Origin of the sequence: Pseudomonas sp. JAI115 (genome assembly GCF_014200835.1) — a bacterium.
Classification (GTDB): Bacteria; Pseudomonadota; Gammaproteobacteria; order Pseudomonadales; family Pseudomonadaceae; genus Aquipseudomonas; species Aquipseudomonas putida_A.
On the sequence record NZ_JACHCY010000004.1, the window covers coordinates 114,307 to 129,980 of the forward strand.

General features: G+C 61.6%; 16 protein-coding genes. 4 read left to right on the forward strand and 12 right to left on the reverse strand.

Translation table 11 applies throughout. From position 1 onward, the window contains the following. Nucleotides 1–107: 107 nt before the first annotated feature. The 3 genes from HDC30_RS11325 to HDC30_RS11335 form a co-directional block, all read right to left on the reverse strand. Complete coding sequence (locus HDC30_RS11325; protein ID WP_027610461.1) at nt 108–740, reverse strand: LysE family transporter; 633 nt, start codon at nt 738–740, stop codon at nt 108–110. Between the two features lie 202 nt (nt 741–942). Then, on the reverse strand, nt 943–1,524 hold the full coding sequence (locus tag HDC30_RS11330; RefSeq protein ID WP_183782996.1) for a mechanosensitive ion channel family protein: 582 nt from the start codon (nt 1,522–1,524) through the stop codon (nt 943–945). After that, entirely contained in the window at nt 1,524–3,434 is a 1,911-nt protein-coding gene (locus HDC30_RS11335; protein WP_183782998.1) for an ATP-binding cassette domain-containing protein, read from the reverse strand. Before HDC30_RS11335 ends, HDC30_RS11330 begins: the two co-directional genes overlap by 1 nt. Nucleotides 3,435–3,484: 50 nt before the next feature. On the opposite strand from HDC30_RS11335, the gene HDC30_RS11340 reads away from it, so the two are divergent. After that, nucleotides 3,485–3,949, forward strand: coding sequence for a TIGR02444 family protein (locus HDC30_RS11340; RefSeq protein ID WP_183783000.1), 465 nt, complete (start codon nt 3,485–3,487; stop codon nt 3,947–3,949). Here the strand turns inward: HDC30_RS11340 and HDC30_RS11345 are convergent. After that, the gene (locus HDC30_RS11345) at nt 3,946–5,106 is read right to left on the reverse strand and encodes an AlgP family protein (RefSeq protein WP_183783002.1); all 1,161 of its coding nucleotides are present in this window, start codon (nt 5,104–5,106) and stop codon (nt 3,946–3,948) included. The genes HDC30_RS11340 and HDC30_RS11345 overlap by 4 nt on opposite strands. 186 nt (nt 5,107–5,292) lie before the next feature. Here HDC30_RS11345 and HDC30_RS11350 point away from each other — a divergent pair, with 186 nt between their 5' ends. Continuing rightward, on the forward strand, nt 5,293–5,958 hold the full coding sequence (locus HDC30_RS11350) for an FKBP-type peptidyl-prolyl cis-trans isomerase (protein WP_096796111.1): 666 nt from the start codon (nt 5,293–5,295) through the stop codon (nt 5,956–5,958). A gap of 78 nt (nt 5,959–6,036) precedes the next feature. Here the strand turns inward: HDC30_RS11350 and rsd are convergent, their stop codons facing one another. From rsd to HDC30_RS11385, 7 genes are all read right to left on the reverse strand, one after another. Continuing rightward, nucleotides 6,037–6,495: a sigma D regulator gene (gene rsd / locus HDC30_RS11355; RefSeq protein ID WP_183783004.1), complete on the reverse strand. Its 459-nt coding sequence runs from the start codon at nt 6,493–6,495 to the stop codon at nt 6,037–6,039. A 186-nt stretch (nt 6,496–6,681) separates the two neighbouring features. Next, on the reverse strand, nt 6,682–7,233 hold the full coding sequence (locus HDC30_RS11360; protein WP_095137655.1) for a disulfide bond formation protein B: 552 nt from the start codon (nt 7,231–7,233) through the stop codon (nt 6,682–6,684). Between the two features lie 218 nt (nt 7,234–7,451). Continuing rightward, nucleotides 7,452–8,690: a heme biosynthesis protein HemY gene (locus tag HDC30_RS11365; RefSeq protein WP_027610453.1), complete on the reverse strand. Its 1,239-nt coding sequence runs from the start codon at nt 8,688–8,690 to the stop codon at nt 7,452–7,454. Continuing rightward, nucleotides 8,687–9,829: a uroporphyrinogen-III C-methyltransferase gene (locus HDC30_RS11370; protein ID WP_183783006.1), complete on the reverse strand. Its 1,143-nt coding sequence runs from the start codon at nt 9,827–9,829 to the stop codon at nt 8,687–8,689. Before HDC30_RS11370 ends, HDC30_RS11365 begins: the two co-directional genes overlap by 4 nt. Nucleotides 9,830–9,845: 16 nt before the next feature. Further along, nucleotides 9,846–10,613, reverse strand: coding sequence for a uroporphyrinogen-III synthase (locus tag HDC30_RS11375; protein WP_183783007.1), 768 nt, complete (start codon nt 10,611–10,613; stop codon nt 9,846–9,848). Beyond that, a complete protein-coding gene (hemC, locus tag HDC30_RS11380; RefSeq protein WP_135296820.1) occupies nt 10,610–11,551 on the reverse strand; it encodes a hydroxymethylbilane synthase in 942 nt (313 codons plus the stop codon). The genes HDC30_RS11375 and hemC overlap by 4 nt, the downstream gene beginning before the upstream one ends. Nucleotides 11,552–11,688: 137 nt before the next feature. After that, on the reverse strand, nt 11,689–12,435 hold the full coding sequence (locus tag HDC30_RS11385) for a LytTR family DNA-binding domain-containing protein (RefSeq protein ID WP_003229385.1): 747 nt from the start codon (nt 12,433–12,435) through the stop codon (nt 11,689–11,691). Between the two features lie 472 nt (nt 12,436–12,907). Between HDC30_RS11385 and argH the strand changes: the two genes are divergently transcribed. Further along, a complete protein-coding gene (argH, locus tag HDC30_RS11390) occupies nt 12,908–14,302 on the forward strand; it encodes an argininosuccinate lyase (RefSeq protein ID WP_183783009.1) in 1,395 nt (464 codons plus the stop codon). Nucleotides 14,303–14,432: 130 nt separating this feature from the next. Here argH and HDC30_RS11395 read toward each other — a convergent pair whose 3' ends face one another. Further along, nucleotides 14,433–15,092 carry a glutathione S-transferase family protein gene (locus HDC30_RS11395; protein ID WP_097089524.1) on the reverse strand — a complete coding sequence of 220 codons (660 nt, stop codon included), beginning with the start codon at nt 15,090–15,092 and terminating at the stop codon, nt 14,433–14,435. Between the two features lie 123 nt (nt 15,093–15,215). On the opposite strand from HDC30_RS11395, the gene HDC30_RS11400 reads away from it, so the two are divergent. Continuing rightward, nucleotides 15,216–15,500 carry a hypothetical protein gene (locus HDC30_RS11400; protein WP_027610447.1) on the forward strand — a complete coding sequence of 95 codons (285 nt, stop codon included), beginning with the start codon at nt 15,216–15,218 and terminating at the stop codon, nt 15,498–15,500. Nucleotides 15,501–15,674 lie beyond the last annotated feature (174 nt).

Below are 15,674 nucleotides of genomic sequence, written 5' to 3' on the forward strand. Positions count from 1 at the left end.
TCTCCTCACCACAAAAGCTCCCTCACCACAGTTGGATGTAACCCAAATGTATCGTTAGAAACGAAAAAGGCGACCTCGCAAGGTCGCCTTTTTTGTGCCGGCAGGTTTTACACCGCCGCTTTACGCAACGTCGCCATGAACGCCGCAGCGCCAATGAATAGCCCGGCAAACGTGCGGTTCATGCGTTTCTGCTGCTGCGGCGTACGCAACAGACGCAGCACCTTGGACGCCAGTCCGGTGTAGCCGGCCATGACAATCAGATCCACGCAGATCATGGTCGCACCGATCACCACATACTGAATCAGCAACGGTGCGTGAGGATTGATGAACTGCGGCAGCACCGCCAGCATGAACACCAGTGCCTTGGGGTTGCTGATGTTGACCAGGAAGCCGCGAAACACCAGCGCCAGAGGTTTGCCGATCGGCCGTACCGCCGCGTCATCGCTCATGTCCATGGGCAGCGCACGCCATTGCTTGATCGCCAGATAGACCAGATAGGCCACACCGAACCATTTGATCGCGTGGAATGCGGTGGCCGAGGCGGTCAGGATCGCGCCGACACCGGCGCCGACAATCGCAATCTGCACCGCCAGGCCGATCTGCAGGCCGAGGGCGTTCCAGTAACCGCGCCAGAAACCGTATTGCAGACCGCTGGACATCGACGCAATGGCGCCAGCACCCGGGGACAGACTGATCACCCAGCAGGCGGCAAAGAATGCCAGCCATGTTTGAAGCTCCATCGCACACCTCGACTCTGAATCGTGACAGACGTCAAAGCTAATGCGCTTTGGCGCGGATGACTACCGATTTTTGCTGGAGGGTTCGGGCGCGGCTGAGGGCCTCTTCGCGAGCAAGCCCGCTCCCACGTTGGATTTATGTCGATCACAGATCCAATCTGGGAGCGGGCTTGCTCGCGAGGGCGTCAGATCAGACGCCCGAAGACTACTTCTCGAAACCGCTCGAAGGAAACACATCACTCCCGCGCCAGCGCCGCACCGAACGCTGGAAGAACAGGCTGTTCGGCACTTGCACCATGGCGCTGCCAGTCCCCAGTTCCTCGGCTTCGATCAACGTGGTGTAGAGCAGATTGATCGCCACCACCCGGCCTTTGACACCCGGCTTGTCGGTGGTGTCCACCAGCTCGACCACATCGCCGAGGCGGAACGGGCCGACGGTGAAGATCAGGATCGCGCAAAGCAGGTTCGACAGCACACTCCACATGGCGAAGAACGCCACCGCCGCCACCGCGACGAAACCCGACAGCGCCGTCCACAACACCGTGGCCGATACGCCGAGGCGCTCCAGCACAAAAATCACCGCGCTGCCCATGATCAGCCAGCGCAATACGCCACGCAGGGGCATCAGCAACTGCGGCGGAAACGGATAGCGCTCGCCCAGGCGGGTGAGGAATCGAGCGACGACACGTTGAGCGAAGTAGCCGGCCAGCAGGATCAGCAGAATCTGCACGCCGAGCCAGATCGGTTCGACCCACATCGCCGGCAGCGGCAGCTTGAACGTTTCCATCAGGACAGCGCCTCCAGCTCCGCCTGCATGCTTTCCAGCGTCTCGAGCGCTTCCATCCAGGCTTCTTCCAGTTCGGCTTCGCGCACTTTCAGCTTGGCCTGCTCTGCCAGCAGATCACGCAATTCGTTCTTGCGCGCCGGCTCGTAGATGTCGCTGTCACCGAGGCTGGCGTCGACCTTGGCGAGTTTCTCGTGGAGCTTCCCCAGCTCGGCTTCAAGCTTGTCGGCTTCACGCTTGTGCGGTGCCAGTTGCTGACGCAATGCAGCAGCGGCCTGGCGCTGGGCCTTTTTGTCGGTCTTGTCCGGGTTCACCGGGGTGTTGCTGACCGGCGCATTGCGTTGACGATATTCCACCAGCCAGCGCGCGTAATCTTCAAGGTCGCCATCGAACTCTTCTACCTTGCCATCGGCGACCAGGTAGAAGTTGTCGGTGGTGCTCTTGAGCAAGTGCCGATCGTGAGACACCACCAATACCGCGCCGCTGAATTCCTGCAGCGCCATGGTCAGCGCCAGGCGCATTTCCAGGTCGAGGTGGTTGGTCGGTTCGTCGAGCAGCAACAGGTTCGGCCGTTCCCAGGCGATCAATGCCAGCGCCAGACGCGCTTTCTCGCCACCGGAGAAATTCAGCACTGGCTCGTCAATGCGTGCGCCACGGAAATCGAAACCGCCGAGGAAGTCGCGCAGGGTCTGCTCGCGTTCGGTCGGCGCCAGACGCTGCAAGTGCAGCAGCGGGCTGGCCTTGGCATCCAGCGAGTCGAGCTGATGCTGGGCGAAATAGCCAACCACGGTGTTTTCGCCACGGGTCAGGCGCCCGGCCAGCGGTTCAAGCTCGCCGGCGAGGTTCTTGATCAGGGTCGATTTACCGGCACCGTTCGGCCCGAGCAGACCGATCCGCGCACCTGGGGTCAGTTGCAGCTTGACCTTCTCCAGGATGGTTTTGTCGCCGTAACCCAGGCGCGCATCGGACAGGTCGATCAGTGGACTGGAGATCTTGGTCGACTCGCGGAACACGAAGTCGAACGGCGAATCGACGTGGGCCGCCGACAGCTCTTCCATGCGCTCCAGGGCCTTGATCCGGCTCTGCGCCTGACGGGCCTTGGTGGCCTGGGCCTTGAAGCGGGCGATGTAGCTTTCCATGTGCGCACGTTGCGCCTGCTGCTTCTCGTAGGCCTGTTGCTGCTGGGCCAGACGTTCGGCACGGGCACGTTCTAACGCAGTGTAGCCGCCACGATAGAGGGTCAGTTTGCGCTGATCGACATGGGCCACGTGATCGACCACTTCATCGAGGAAGTCGCGGTCGTGGGAAATCAGCAGCAGGGTGCCCGGGTAGCTTTTCAGCCACTCTTCGAGCCAGATGATCGCGTCGAGATCCAGGTGGTTGGTCGGTTCGTCGAGCAGCAACAGGTCCGACGGACACATCAAGGCCTGCGCCAGGTTCAGACGCATCCGCCAGCCACCGGAGAAATCTCCTACCTGACGATCCATCTGCTCGTTGGTGAAACCGAGACCGGCCAGCAACTTGCGTGCCCGCGCATCGGCGGTATAGCCGTCGGCGCTGTCGAGTTCGGCGTGCAGGCGGGCCAGAGCCGTGCCATCGTGGGCCGCTTCGGCCACGGCGAGGTCACGTTGCACCTCGCGTAGACGCAGGTCGCCATCGAGCACATAGTCGACCGCCAGGCGTTCGAGGGTTTCGACCTCCTGGCGCATGTGCGCGATCCGCCAGTCGGCCGGCAGCAGGCAATCGCCCGAGTCCGGGTGCAACTCGCCGCGCAGCAAGGCGAACAGGCTGGATTTGCCGGCGCCGTTGGCACCGATGAGGCCGGCTTTGTGGCCGGCGTGCAGAGTCAGCTCGGCGTCTTCTAGCAGACGTTGCGGGCCACGCTGTAAAGTCAGGTTCTGAAGTCGGATCATAATGGCGGCGGAGTCTACCAGCTTCGCTCACAACTGGCGCGAGTAGCACGATGTCCTCTGACCTGTGGAGCTTTTCCCTTGCCACCTACACCCTACCGGGCGTGGAACCTGCCTGCCTGCAACTGCAAGCGGCGGGGGCCAATGTCTGCCTGCTGCTGTGCGGTCTGTGGTTGGAACAACGTGGCGTGGCCTGCGACGAACAACGCCTGGAGCAGTTGAAAACGCTGGTGGGGCCTTGGGATGCGGAGGTGGTGCAGCCACTGCGTGCATTGCGCACTCAATGGAAAACCCTGGCCGAGGAAGATCCGGTACTCAAGGGTCTGCGAGAACAAATGAAAGCATTGGAGCTGGAAGCCGAACGGCATCTGCTGTGGCAACTGGAACAGGTTGCGCAGGATTGGCCGCGCGATGACGCATCAGCGTCGGGGGAGTGGCTGGAGAGTCTGACGGGATCGGCCGCCAGCCCGAACCGCGACGCGCTGCAAGTGCTGCGCGTCGCGGCAACCGGCACTTAGGAAGCGCTGGTCGGGTTGCTGCTGGCGCTCGACGCGGCGGCTGGCGTTGGCGCAGTCGTGGTGGTCGAGGTGGAAGCGGCTGGAGCAGGCGCGGCGGCGGCCGGCGCCGGAGCGGCTGGCTTGGCGGCAGGTGCAGTCGCCGGCTTGGCGGCAGCTGGTTTGGCAACGGCCGGTTTTTTCGCGGCAGGTTTGGCAGCTGGCTTGGCGGCTGGTTTAGCGGCTGGCTTTGCGGCTGGCTTTGCGGCTACTGGTTTGGCGGCAGGCTTGGCTGCAGCGGTCGCAGGTTTTGCTGCTGCAGGTTTGGCAGCGGTTTTAGCGGCAGGCTTGGCCGCTGGTTTGGCAGCAACCTTGGCAGCAGGTTTTGCCGCGACTGGTTTGGCCGCAGTCTTGGCTGCCGGTTTTGCAGCGGCGGTTTTCGCGGCAGGTTTGGCAGCCGGTTTTACCGCTACTTTGGCAGCTGGTTTAGCAGCAGCGGTTTTTGCCGGAGCGACTTTGCGCGCAGCAGGTTTTGCTGCTGGCTTAGCAGCCGGTTTGGCCGCTGCAGGTTTGGCAGCGGCAGTACGTGCGGCCGGTTTCGCAGCGCTCGCCGCAGCCGGTGTTTTCACTGCGGTTTTTGCAGCAGGTTTGGCGGCGGTTTTAGCCGGTGCCTTGGCTGCTGGTTTGGCTGCCGGTTTTGCCGCAGCGGTTTTCGCCGGGGCTTTCGCCGCAGCAGGTTTGGCTGGCGCTTTTTTCGCAGGCGCTGCTGCTGGTTTAGCGGCGCGGGAGGACAGCGCTTTGCCGGCGGCCTCTTGCACCCGGCCGACACCCTGGGCCAGTTTCAGGCTTTCCTGGGCATCGCGCTTGAGTTGCAGAATGTAGCCGCGAGTGTCGGACTGACGATCCTTCAACGCATCGAGCAGGTCTTCAAGTTCTTTGACGGCAGCCTTGGCCTTGTTCTGTGCCTTGGCTTTACCGGCAGCAGCGGCGTCCTGCAATTTGGTGCGGGACTTGTGCAGTTTTTCTTGCGCCTTGCCGCGTTGCTTTTCCAGTTTGGCGAGCAGTTTTTCAGCATCAGCCAAGGCTTGGGAGCAAGCGTTTTCCAAATGCTCGAGCAGGCTGCCCGAGAGTTGTTGGAGTAAGTGCAACGGAGTGTTTACAGGCTTCTTGGTGGCCGACATGGTTTACCTCCTGGCTGACGTGAGTGCGGCTCATACTAGACCTCTGCAGTTACCGCCGCTAGGTCATCTTGACAGTAACGAAACCGTTGCGTTGCAACGAAGCGAAAATGTTCTGCACAAAAGCAGTTCACCGTTGCAGACCTTCGCGCTGGCATAATCGCCCGCATCTCAGGACGGAGAGTGCCCATGTCGCGCTACCTTTTTTTATCCCTCTGCATGATTTTTTCCGCCGCCCACGCCGACGAAAAAACCACCGCGAACGATGCTCACGATCTGGCCTACAGCCTCGGCGCCAGCCTCGGTGAACGCTTGCGCCAAGAGGTGCCGCAATTGCAGATTCAGGCATTGGTCGACGGTTTGCAGCAGGCCTATCAAGGCAAGCCGCTGGCCCTGAGCGAAGCGCGGATCGAGCAGATCCTGGCCGATCACGAATCGCAAAACGCCGAACACGCGTCGCTGCCTTCCAGTGATGCTGCGATGGAAAACGAGCAGCGTTTTCTCACCGCCGAAAAAGCCAAACCGGGTGTGAAGGAATTGGCCGACGGCATCCTGCTGACCGAACTGACGCCGGGCACCGGTGCCAAGGCCGGTCCGGATGGAAAAGTCCAGGTGTTGTATGTCGGACGCCTGCCGGATGGCACGGTGTTCGATCAGAACACTCAGCCACAATGGTTCAGCCTCGACAGCGTGATAGCCGGCTGGCGTTCCGCGCTGCAGAACATGCCGGTGGGTGCCAAGTGGCGACTGGTGATTCCATCGGATCAGGCCTATGGCGCCGACGGTGCGGGCGATCTGATCGCGCCGTTCACACCGCTGGTGTTTGAAGTCGAATTGCGCGGTGCAACGAGCTGAGCGCAGCCGACGTGCAGGCATGAAAAAACGCGGTGCGCTTTCGGCGCACCGCGTTTTTTTATGCCTGCGAGAAACCTGTCAGGCCTGGACCGGATCTTCCTGCTTGTGTGCCGTGTGCAGCACTTCAATCAGACAATCTTCCAGCTCGAAGCGCTCGTGCAGCAGGCCGCCCAGTTCCTTGAACTTCTCGGCGACGCATTTGCCTTCATCGCAAAGGTCGTTGAACGCGAGGAGTTTTTCGGTGATGACGTCGATGCGCGGATAGAGGGTTTCGGCGAGTTCGAGGCCGCGCTTGTCGTTGAAGGCCTTGGCTTCACCGGTCAGCTGTTCGTAGATCTCGAAGTGCCCGGCCGAAACGTAATCGACCAGCACGCCGCAGAACTCCAGCAAGGGTTTACGGTTCTCGGACAGAGCCTGGGGTTTGTCGCCCAACTTGTCGTAGGCACCGATCAGTTCTTCACGCTCTTGCAACCAGCGGTCGATCAGCAGATGAACTCCACCCCAGCGTTCCTGAGCATTCTGACAACTTTCGAGCATGGCGATCTCTCTTCCCTTGTGGGTCATGCTGCTCTACACCCGCGCCCCTCTTCTGGCTGTTATCGCTTGGGGGCCGACCGGGCAGAGCGTCATCGAGCAACATAAATCCAATGACACGTGCGGGCCAGATTATGCCCGCACGCCTATGGCTTCAAGGTACGCAGGAGATAAAGTTCATACAAGTGTTTAATCCCTGACCAGCGTGCGGTGCGACGCTTCGCCGCTGAGCGGTCGCTGCAGAGCGCTCCAGACCAGCCGCAGCAATTGATAGACCGCCAGGATCGACATCGCCACAAAGAACAGCAGGCTCCATTCCGGGATGCTCAAATCGAACAGCGTCCAGGAAATTTCTGCGCAATCTACACCGCCCCTAAGCATCCGCAACGTTGCACACAACCACGGCAGGTTGCTGAACAACGCTTCGGCATCAGGCGCGCACCTCGTCATCTGCATCAACGGGTCACTCTGCAACAACACCTGTCGCCAGGCCGCCGTCGTCCCGCCCAGGCTCAGGCCAAGCGCGGCGACCCAGTACAGCGACAGGCCGACACGCCGTGGGCCGTGGACCGCCGCCAACCCGCAACAGAACGTCAGCAACGCCATGAAAAACCGTTGCGCCAGGCACAGGCTGCAGGGCGTCAGCCCGACCGCATACTCGAGATAATAGGAAGCTCCCAGGGCCATGGCCCCTGCAGTGAAAGCCGTGAAAAACAAGGAGCGTGAACAGGCCAACGACATGGCTTTTCCGTAACAGTGGAGACAGGCAGTTACGGTAGAGGTAAGCTTGTCAGCCTTTCAAGGCGGGGCCTTGGCGACAGTTCACCAGAAGTGTAGGGAAAACCCGACAGGTGCGAGAGGAATAGGTGTAGTCCGTTGTAGGACTTTGCCCAAGACGCCCGCCACAGGTAATTTTTCGCTCACTGAACGTTAACGAGGGAGCATGCTCCCTCGCGTTATCAGGCGTGAACCGGCACCGGCAACGGCGCGGCCAGCAGACGCTCATCCAGCAATCCGAGACCTTCCTGGAACAGCTGGTTACTGCGCTCGGTGTCCCCCAGTTGCGCAAGCAGACGTGCGAGCTCGGCGCAGGCTTCAGGGTTACGCTGCACTCGCAGACTGCTTTCCAGGTAATCCCGTGCCTTGCCCCACAAGCTGGCTTGCAGACAGAGACGACCAAGGGTCAGCAACAGGCTCGGGTCAGCAGGATGTTCCTTGAGCCAACCTTCGGCGGTCTGCAACTGGCGCGCCGGATCGCTGCCGCGCACCAGGCCATACAGACGCGCGAGATGGCTGTCGTACTTGCGCTTGAGGGCACTGCGCAGGATTTCTTCAGCTTCGACCTGAGCACCCAACTGACGCAATTGCTCGGCGTATGCCAGCACCAGCGCCGGCTCCTGACGCTGCGCGGAGGTCAACTGCTCCCAGGCACGGGTGAGTGACTGCAGACCGACCTTGCCGTCCTCGTCCCGATGCGCTGCCAGAGACAGGTTGTTGCCCCAGGCACGACGTTCCAGTTCAGCCAGTTCGGCCGGCGGCAGCACCTTGTCCTTGCGCAGTTCCGGCAACAGGCGAATCACCGCCGACCAGTCGCCGCGCTGCTGATGCAGACGCTGCAACTGTCGCAAGGTCTGCACGTTATGCGGATGTCGCTCGTGCATCGCCTGCAGGGTCACCAAGGCGCCGTCGGTATCACCACGATCGGTCTGCAACTGCGCATGACTCAAGGCAATCGCCAATTCGGCCTGCGGCTGGCGCTCCAGCGCACGTTCAAGCAGGTGATCACACTCTTCGTACTTGCCTTGTTCGTTGGCCGCGCGTGCCGCGCCGAGGTAATACAACAGCGGCTGGCGCTCGGCCTCGGCGGCGCGAGACAGATGACGTTGCGCGCTGGCCCAGCGACCTTCGGCCAGATCCAGTTGCCCGTGTTCGATGGCCACCTGCACCCGCCGGCTGCGGTTGCGGCGCGACCACGGATTGACCACGCCACTGGAGGCCATGACCAGCTCGACCAAGGCCTTGATCCCCCAGATCAGCAGCCACAACACCGCGATCAGGCCCAGCGTGGCCCACAGACTGGCCTCGTAGCGGAAGCTCTTGTAGGCAATCAACACGTACCCGGAGTGCTCGGCAATCGCCAGGCCCAGTGCCGCCGTCGCCGCGATCACCAGAAACACGATCACATACAGGCGTTTCATGGCGTGGTCTCCTGCGCGGTATTGGCGGCAGGTTTGGCGAACGGTTTGACCGATTCTTCAGCGTTGACGTTACGGCGCTCCAGATACGCCTGCACCGCACTCAGCGTGCCGGTCAGGTCCGGCGTCTTGACCGTGACCGGTTGCTTGCTCAGCTCGGCAACCTGTTCAAGCATGATTTTGCTCTGCGGATTGTCCGGGTTGAAATTGCCCGTGAGCACATCCCGCGCTTCGGTCAGTGCCTGGGTGTAGACCGGTGCCTGGCCATTGAGCGCCGCCCATTGCGCTTGCTCCAGCGCGAGACTCAGGGCAAGGCGCACCTGGCTCAGACTTTGCCCGGCCAGCAGCGGCTTCACATTCTTGTCGGCATTGAAATCGATGCGGATGTAACGCGACACCTGATCCCACCACTGCGCCCAGCGACTAGCGCCATCGCCGTCAGCGGTCAGGCCCAGCAGCGATTCGCCGCGATCCTTGTACTCAGGCGCCAGCTCGGTCAGTTCAATGACCTGATCGCGCAAGGCCCCGATGCGCAGGAACAGCCCGGTGCGATCCGGCTGCTCGGTGCTGCGCAGGGCGACGAGGGTCTTGGCCACTTGCTCGCGGGCGGCGAACGAGCCGGGATCGTTCTGTTCACGGAGGATTTCGTCGGCACCCTGCACCAGCGCCTGGGCGCTGCTGATGTCCTGCAAGGCCGACAGACGCAGGCTGGCCAGACGCAGCAGATGCTCGGCCTCGGCCAGACGCCAGTCCTTGCAGCTGGCGCCGAGAACGGTTTCCAGACGCTGGTTGAGGCGCTGCTGATCACCCTGCAGTTGCGTCACCAGACGCTGGCGCTCGGCGAGTTCATCGGCACCGGGCAGTTGCGCGAGGCGCTCGGTCAGGCGCTGTTCGTTGAGCTTGAGGCTCTGTGCCTGATCGTTCAGTGCCTGCACCTGGCCTGACTGTTGTGCGGTGTTGCTCTGCAGGTGACGCACCTGCCAGACACCCCAGCCACCGATCGCCACGCCGGCAGCGCCGAGCAACAGGGCGACAATGGCCAGTCCGTTGCCTCGGCGCGGCTCTTTGGCCGGCGGTGGAGTTTCAACCTGGGCATCGATCACAGGCTGGACATCATCTTTAGGCAAGGCTGTTTCGCTCACGTATCCATCCTTTGCATTAGAGAACGGGCACGGGATGCTCCCGTAACGCCGTCAGCAAAGCCGCGGCACTCGCGCCGCGGCAATCCACAACTGTTCGGGCCCCGGCGGCACGTGCCAGCTCGGCGACCCTTGGGCTTGGCACAAACAACGGCAACTGCGCAATTGAAGGCCAGGCATCGCCGGCCATCTGGCGCAAGTGCTCGAAACCCTGTCCACTGCTGACCACCAGCCCGTTCAAGCGTTCCGCTGCAATCCGCCGCGGCAGCTCTTGCGGCGGGTAGGCCGGCAGGTCACGCCGATACAACTCCAGATACTCGACACTAGCACCAAGCGCGCGCAGGCGCTCGGCGAGCAGCTCGCGGCCACCCTCGCCACGCAGGATCAGCACCTGCGCGCCGGGCTCGGTGACCGCCTCGCGCAGACGCGACAATTGCAGCAGGGCTTCACTGTCATCGCCGTCGGCGGGACAGTGCACATCGAGACCGTGATCGCGAAGAATCTGCGCGGTCGCCGCACCGACGCTGAACCACGGCATCGACAATGACTCAGGTCCATAAGCGTCCAGCAGATCAAGCGCAATCCGCGCCGCCGGCTTGCTGACCACGATGACCGCGCTGCAACCCGAAAGCCGCGCCAGCGCCTGACGTATCTTGTCAGAAACCGGCAGCGGCACGATGTCCAGAAGCGGCAGGCAACTGCTGGAAATCCCCTGCCCGGCCAACACCGCGGCCAGCGCCGCACAGTCATCCGCAGGGCGCGTCAGCAGCAGGCGCCAGCCAGTCACTCGTGACCTGCCTCGCCATACACCGCTTTGAGAATGTCGTCGGCACCCTGACTGAGCAACGCTTCAGCGACCTGCACGCCCAACGCTTCGGCATTGGCACGCGGCGCACGCGCTTCGGCGCTGAGCAGCTTGCCACCGCTCGGTTCGCCCACCAGCCCACGCAACCACAACTGCTCACCTTCGAGCACGGCGTAGCAGGCGATCGGCACCTGGCAGCCGCCATTCAGGTGTTTGTTGAGGGCACGTTCAGCGGTCACGCGCGAAGCGGTGTCGGCGTGATGCAACGGTGCGAGCAAGGCGTGGATTTGCGTGTCGGCGCTGCGGCATTCTATGCCGACGGCGCCCTGGCCACCGGCCGGCAGACTGTCATCGACACTGATGGCCGAGGTGATACGGTCTTCGAAACCGAGACGGATCAGACCGGCCGCCGCGAGAATGATCGCGTCGTACTCGCCGGCATCGAGCTTGGCCAGACGGGTATTGACGTTACCGCGCAGGAAGCGGATTTCCAGATCAGGACGACGGGTCAGCAGTTGCGCCTGACGCCGCAGGCTGGAGGTGCCAACGATGGCGCCGGCAGGCAGCGCATCGAGGCTGGCGTAGGTATTGGAAACGAAAGCATCGCGCGGGTCTTCGCGTTCGCAGATACAGAACAGGCCAAGGCCTTCGGGGAAGTCCATCGGCACGTCTTTCATCGAATGCACGGCGATGTCGGCTTCGTTTTCCAGCAGCGCGGTTTCCAGCTCCTTGACGAACAGGCCCTTGCCGCCGATTTTCGACAGCGGCGAGTCGAGCAGCTTGTCGCCGCGACTGACCATGGGCACCAGCGTCACCAGCAGACCCGGATGGGCCGCTTCCAGACGGGCTTTGACATATTCGGCCTGCCAAAGGGCCAGCGCACTTTTACGGGTGGCGATGCGGATTTCGCGAGAGGACATGGATCAATCCGTACTGAATAGATACGGCGGATAATAACAGCTCAGCCAAATCCACTTTGACTTGAATCAGAAACGGCGTGGCCTCCCTGGCCTGCAATGCCCGGTAGAAGAAAGTGCAACCGCGCGCGAAGGCCGGGTCAGAGGCCCTGCATCATCTTGCGCACACCGGCCACATGCCGACGGCTGACGATCAGCGCATCACCATTAAGGCCTTTGAGGAACAGCTGGAAATGCCCCAACGGCGTGCGTTGCAGACGTTCGATGCGGTCACGGGCGACCAACGCGTTGCGGTGGATACGCACAAAACGCTCGCCGAATTCGTCTTCGAGGGCTTTCAGCGGCTCATCCAGCAGCACCTCGCCGCTTTCATGGCGCAGGGTCACGTATTTGTGATCGGCAATGAAATAGACCACCTGATCCAGCGGGATCAGCTCGATGCCTTTGCGGGTGCGGGCGCTGATGTGACTGCGCGGGCCATTACCGCTTTCGGCGGCGGGACGGGTCAGGGCCGAGAGTTGCGCCCGGTTGGGACGTTCAGCCCGTTTCAGGGCGTCATGCAGATGTTCGGTTCGCACGGGTTTCACCACATAGCCCACGGCGCTGGCCTGCAGGGCTTCCACGGCAAATTCATCGGGGCCGGTGCAAAACACCACGGCCGGCGGCGTTTCGCGTTCGCACAGACGGGCAGCGACTTGCAGGCCATCAAGGCCCGGCATGCGGATATCGAGCAGCACGATATCCGGCTTGTGGCTGTCGATCAGCGCCAACGCCTCTTCGCCATTCGTGGCGCTGGGCTCCAGGACTGTATAACCCTCGAGCTCGCTTACCATTCGGCTTAGGCGCTCGCGAGCCAGTGGTTCGTCATCAACGATCAGGACATTCATATTGCGCTGGATTCCTGCGTGAGTCTCGCACAAGGATAGCGTAGACAGGTGAAGTGACGTCCGTCACCGCGATCCACGCTAAGACTAGCCCGAGCGCCAAAAAGTGCCGTACGTCGGCCAGCAATATTTGCCAGTGTCCGGGTCGTACTGCTCAAAGCCCGCTGTTTCCTGCGTTTTTCACGGGGTATGCCAAAGGACAAAACCACCCACCCCCTCTTCTTATAGTCGGCGTCCGGACCTTTGTGCGATCCGCAGTCGCGCCGACCCTTATGTCCAACTGTAGACGCTTGCCGGGCCGATATTGCTCAATCGAAAAATATCCTTGCGCAAATCCCCCGCAGACGGCGCCGACTATGAATGAGCAGATGAGAAAAAAACGTATCGACCGGTGTCAGCGACAGGATTGGCAACCCTGTTATTATCCGCGCCAGCGTTTCACGCCTTCTTTCTTCAAGCCGATACGAGCGAATTCATGAGCACTGACAAGACCAATCAGTCCTGGGGCGGCCGCTTCAGTGAACCCGTCGACGCCTTCGTCGCCCGCTTCACCGCCTCCGTCACCTTCGACCAGCGCCTGTATCGCCACGACATCATGGGCTCGATCGCCCACGCCACCATGCTGGCCAAGGTCGGCGTGCTGACCGATGCCGAGCGCGACAGCATCATCGACGGCCTGAAGACCATTCAGGGCGAAATCGAAGCCGGCCAGTTCGACTGGCGCGTCGACCTCGAAGACGTGCACATGAACATCGAAGCGCGCCTGACCGACCGCATCGGTATCACCGGCAAGAAACTGCACACCGGGCGCAGCCGCAACGATCAGGTCGCCACCGACATCCGTCTGTGGCTGCGTGACGAGATCGACCTGATCCTGGCCGAAATCACCCGCCTGCAAAAAGGCCTGCTGGAGCAAGCCGAGCGTGAAGCGGCGAGCATCATGCCCGGCTTCACTCACCTGCAAACTGCTCAGCCAGTGACCTTCGGCCACCATATGCTGGCGTGGTTCGAAATGCTCAGCCGCGACTACGAGCGTCTGGTCGACTGCCGCAAGCGCACCAACCGCATGCCGCTGGGCAGCGCCGCGCTGGCCGGCACCACCTACCCGATCGATCGCGAATACACCGCGCAACTGCTGGGCTTCGACGCCGTCGGCGGCAACTCGCTGGACAACGTTTCCGATCGCGACTTCGCCATCGAATTCTGCTCGGCCGCCAGCATCGCGATGATGCACCTGTCGCGTTTTTCCGAAGAGCTGGTGCTGTGGACCAGCGCGCAGTTCCAGTTCATCGATCTGCCTGATCGCTTCTGCACCGGCAGCTCGATCATGCCGCAAAAGAAAAACCCGGACGTGCCGGAACTGGTTCGCGGCAAGACCGGCCGCGTGTTCGGCGCACTGATGGGCCTGCTGACCCTGATGAAGGGCCAGCCACTGGCCTACAACAAGGACAATCAGGAAGACAAAGAGCCGCTGTTCGACGCCGCCGACACCCTGCGCGATTCGCTGCGGGCGTTTGCCGACATGATCCCGGCGATCAAACCGAAACACGCGATCATGCGTGAAGCGGCGCTGCGTGGTTTCTCCACCGCGACCGACCTGGCGGACTACCTGGTACGCCGTGGCCTGCCGTTCCGTGACTGCCACGAAATCGTCGGTCACGCGGTGAAGTACGGCGTGGATACCGGCAAGGATCTGGCCGAGATGAGCCTGGAAGAACTGCGTAAGTTCAGCGACCAGATCGAGCAGGACGTGTTCGCCGTGCTGACCCTGGAAGGCTCGGTGAATGCCCGTGACCATATCGGCGGGACGGCGCCGGCGCAGGTCAAGGCAGCGGTGGTTCGCGGTCAGGCCCTCATCGCCAGCCGCTAAGGTCAAAAGCTTCGCGAGCAGGCTCGCTCCCACATTTGGATTTTTGTTAAATACAAAATTTGTGGCCGACAAAAATCCCCTGTGGGAGCGAGCCTGCTCGGGAAGGCTTCCCTTCAGAGCGCTATAAAATTCACTTCTTGGCAGCGATCATCGCCAAAAACGCCGGCATCGCCGCCTCTTTGTCCGCTGCAATCTTCTGCACATGCGGATTCTGCTCAAGCCGCTCCAGCAGCGCCTTGGCTTTCGGCATCTCTGCCAGCAAATCGATCCCGAACAGTTTCTGCCCGACCGCACACGCCAGCGGCACGCTGTACAGGAAATACAAATCCGCGATGCTCAAACTGTCGCCCGCCACGTACGGGGCGAATTTGCCGTGGCGGCCCAGTGCCGCGAAACCCAGCAGCAGCTCGGCTTTGGTTTTCTCCTTGATCGCCTCCGGCACCGGCGAGCCGAAGAACGCTTCGCCATAACAGGCGCGGCCCGGCAGTTCGATGTACAACTCGATTTCCTTGGCGATCGCCAGCACCTGCGCCCGCTCGAATGGATCGCTCGGCAGCAGCGGCGTGCCTTTCTGGGTCTGCTCGAGGTATTCAAGGATGATCGCGGTCTCGTTGATGAAACCCGCCTCGACGCCCAGCACCGGCACTTTGCCGCGTGGACTGATCGCCAATGATTCAGGCGTCGGCGTCGGGTAGAAGGTGACTTCTTCGAACGCCAGGCCTTTTTCCAGCAGCGCCAGCTTGACCATGTTGTAGTAGTTGCTGACAGCGAATCCGTAGAGCTTGAACATCACATAGCCTCCAGGCCGTGCGGGGTGGGCAGGCACTGTTTATAGATCGCCGGGCTCGATCCTGCCAGCAGCATCACGCCGCTGAATGCGGGTAAACTGGCGCCTTTCCTTGAGGAGCCTGCCATGAGCGAGCCGACTGACATCGACAATGATGAAGAAGAGTTCACCGAATCGACGCTGATCGAAGCGATCGAGAACCAGATCGAAAGCGACAACCCGCCAGCGGCCAAGGCAACCTTCAACAAGCTGACGCTGGTCGGTTACGAGCGTGATGACATCCTGAATCTGATGGCCCACGTGCTGGCCTACGAAATCGACGCGATGCTCGACGAAGACCGCGCGTTCAATACCGAGTGGTATGAAACCGCGCTGCGTGCATTGCCTGAGCTGCCACCCGAAAAACAGTAGGCCAAACACATCCCCCTGTGGGAGCGAGCCTGCTCGCGAATGCCGTGCATCAGCAAAGACAACGCTATATGACACATCGCTTTCGCGAGCAAGCTCGCTCCCACACAATTTGTCACCCATCCATCCAGCCAACTCTCCGGCCCCGACTAGACTGGAATCCGCCTCAAGACAAAA

Bases quoted from the DNA above. Each gene is read 5' to 3' on its own strand.
- HDC30_RS11325 (WP_027610461.1), bottom strand. From the start codon at position 740: ATGGAGCTTCAAACATGGCTGGCATTCTTTGCCGCCTGCTGGGTGATC.
- HDC30_RS11330 (WP_183782996.1), bottom strand. From the start codon at position 1,524: ATGGAAACGTTCAAGCTGCCGCTGCCGGCGATGTGGGTCGAACCGATC.
- HDC30_RS11335 (WP_183782998.1), bottom strand. From the start codon at position 3,434: ATGATCCGACTTCAGAACCTGACTTTACAGCGTGGCCCGCAACGTCTG.
- HDC30_RS11340 (WP_183783000.1), top strand. From the start codon at position 3,485: ATGTCCTCTGACCTGTGGAGCTTTTCCCTTGCCACCTACACCCTACCG.
- HDC30_RS11345 (WP_183783002.1), bottom strand. From the start codon at position 5,106: ATGTCGGCCACCAAGAAGCCTGTAAACACTCCGTTGCACTTACTCCAA.
- HDC30_RS11350 (WP_096796111.1), top strand. From the start codon at position 5,293: ATGTCGCGCTACCTTTTTTTATCCCTCTGCATGATTTTTTCCGCCGCC.
- rsd (WP_183783004.1), bottom strand. From the start codon at position 6,495: ATGCTCGAAAGTTGTCAGAATGCTCAGGAACGCTGGGGTGGAGTTCAT.
- HDC30_RS11360 (WP_095137655.1), bottom strand. From the start codon at position 7,233: ATGTCGTTGGCCTGTTCACGCTCCTTGTTTTTCACGGCTTTCACTGCA.
- HDC30_RS11365 (WP_027610453.1), bottom strand. From the start codon at position 8,690: ATGAAACGCCTGTATGTGATCGTGTTTCTGGTGATCGCGGCGACGGCG.
- hemC (WP_135296820.1), bottom strand. From the start codon at position 11,551: ATGTCCTCTCGCGAAATCCGCATCGCCACCCGTAAAAGTGCGCTGGCC.
- HDC30_RS11385 (WP_003229385.1), bottom strand. From the start codon at position 12,435: ATGAATGTCCTGATCGTTGATGACGAACCACTGGCTCGCGAGCGCCTA.
- argH (WP_183783009.1), top strand. From the start codon at position 12,908: ATGAGCACTGACAAGACCAATCAGTCCTGGGGCGGCCGCTTCAGTGAA.
- HDC30_RS11395 (WP_097089524.1), bottom strand. From the start codon at position 15,092: ATGTTCAAGCTCTACGGATTCGCTGTCAGCAACTACTACAACATGGTC.
- HDC30_RS11400 (WP_027610447.1), top strand. From the start codon at position 15,216: ATGAGCGAGCCGACTGACATCGACAATGATGAAGAAGAGTTCACCGAA.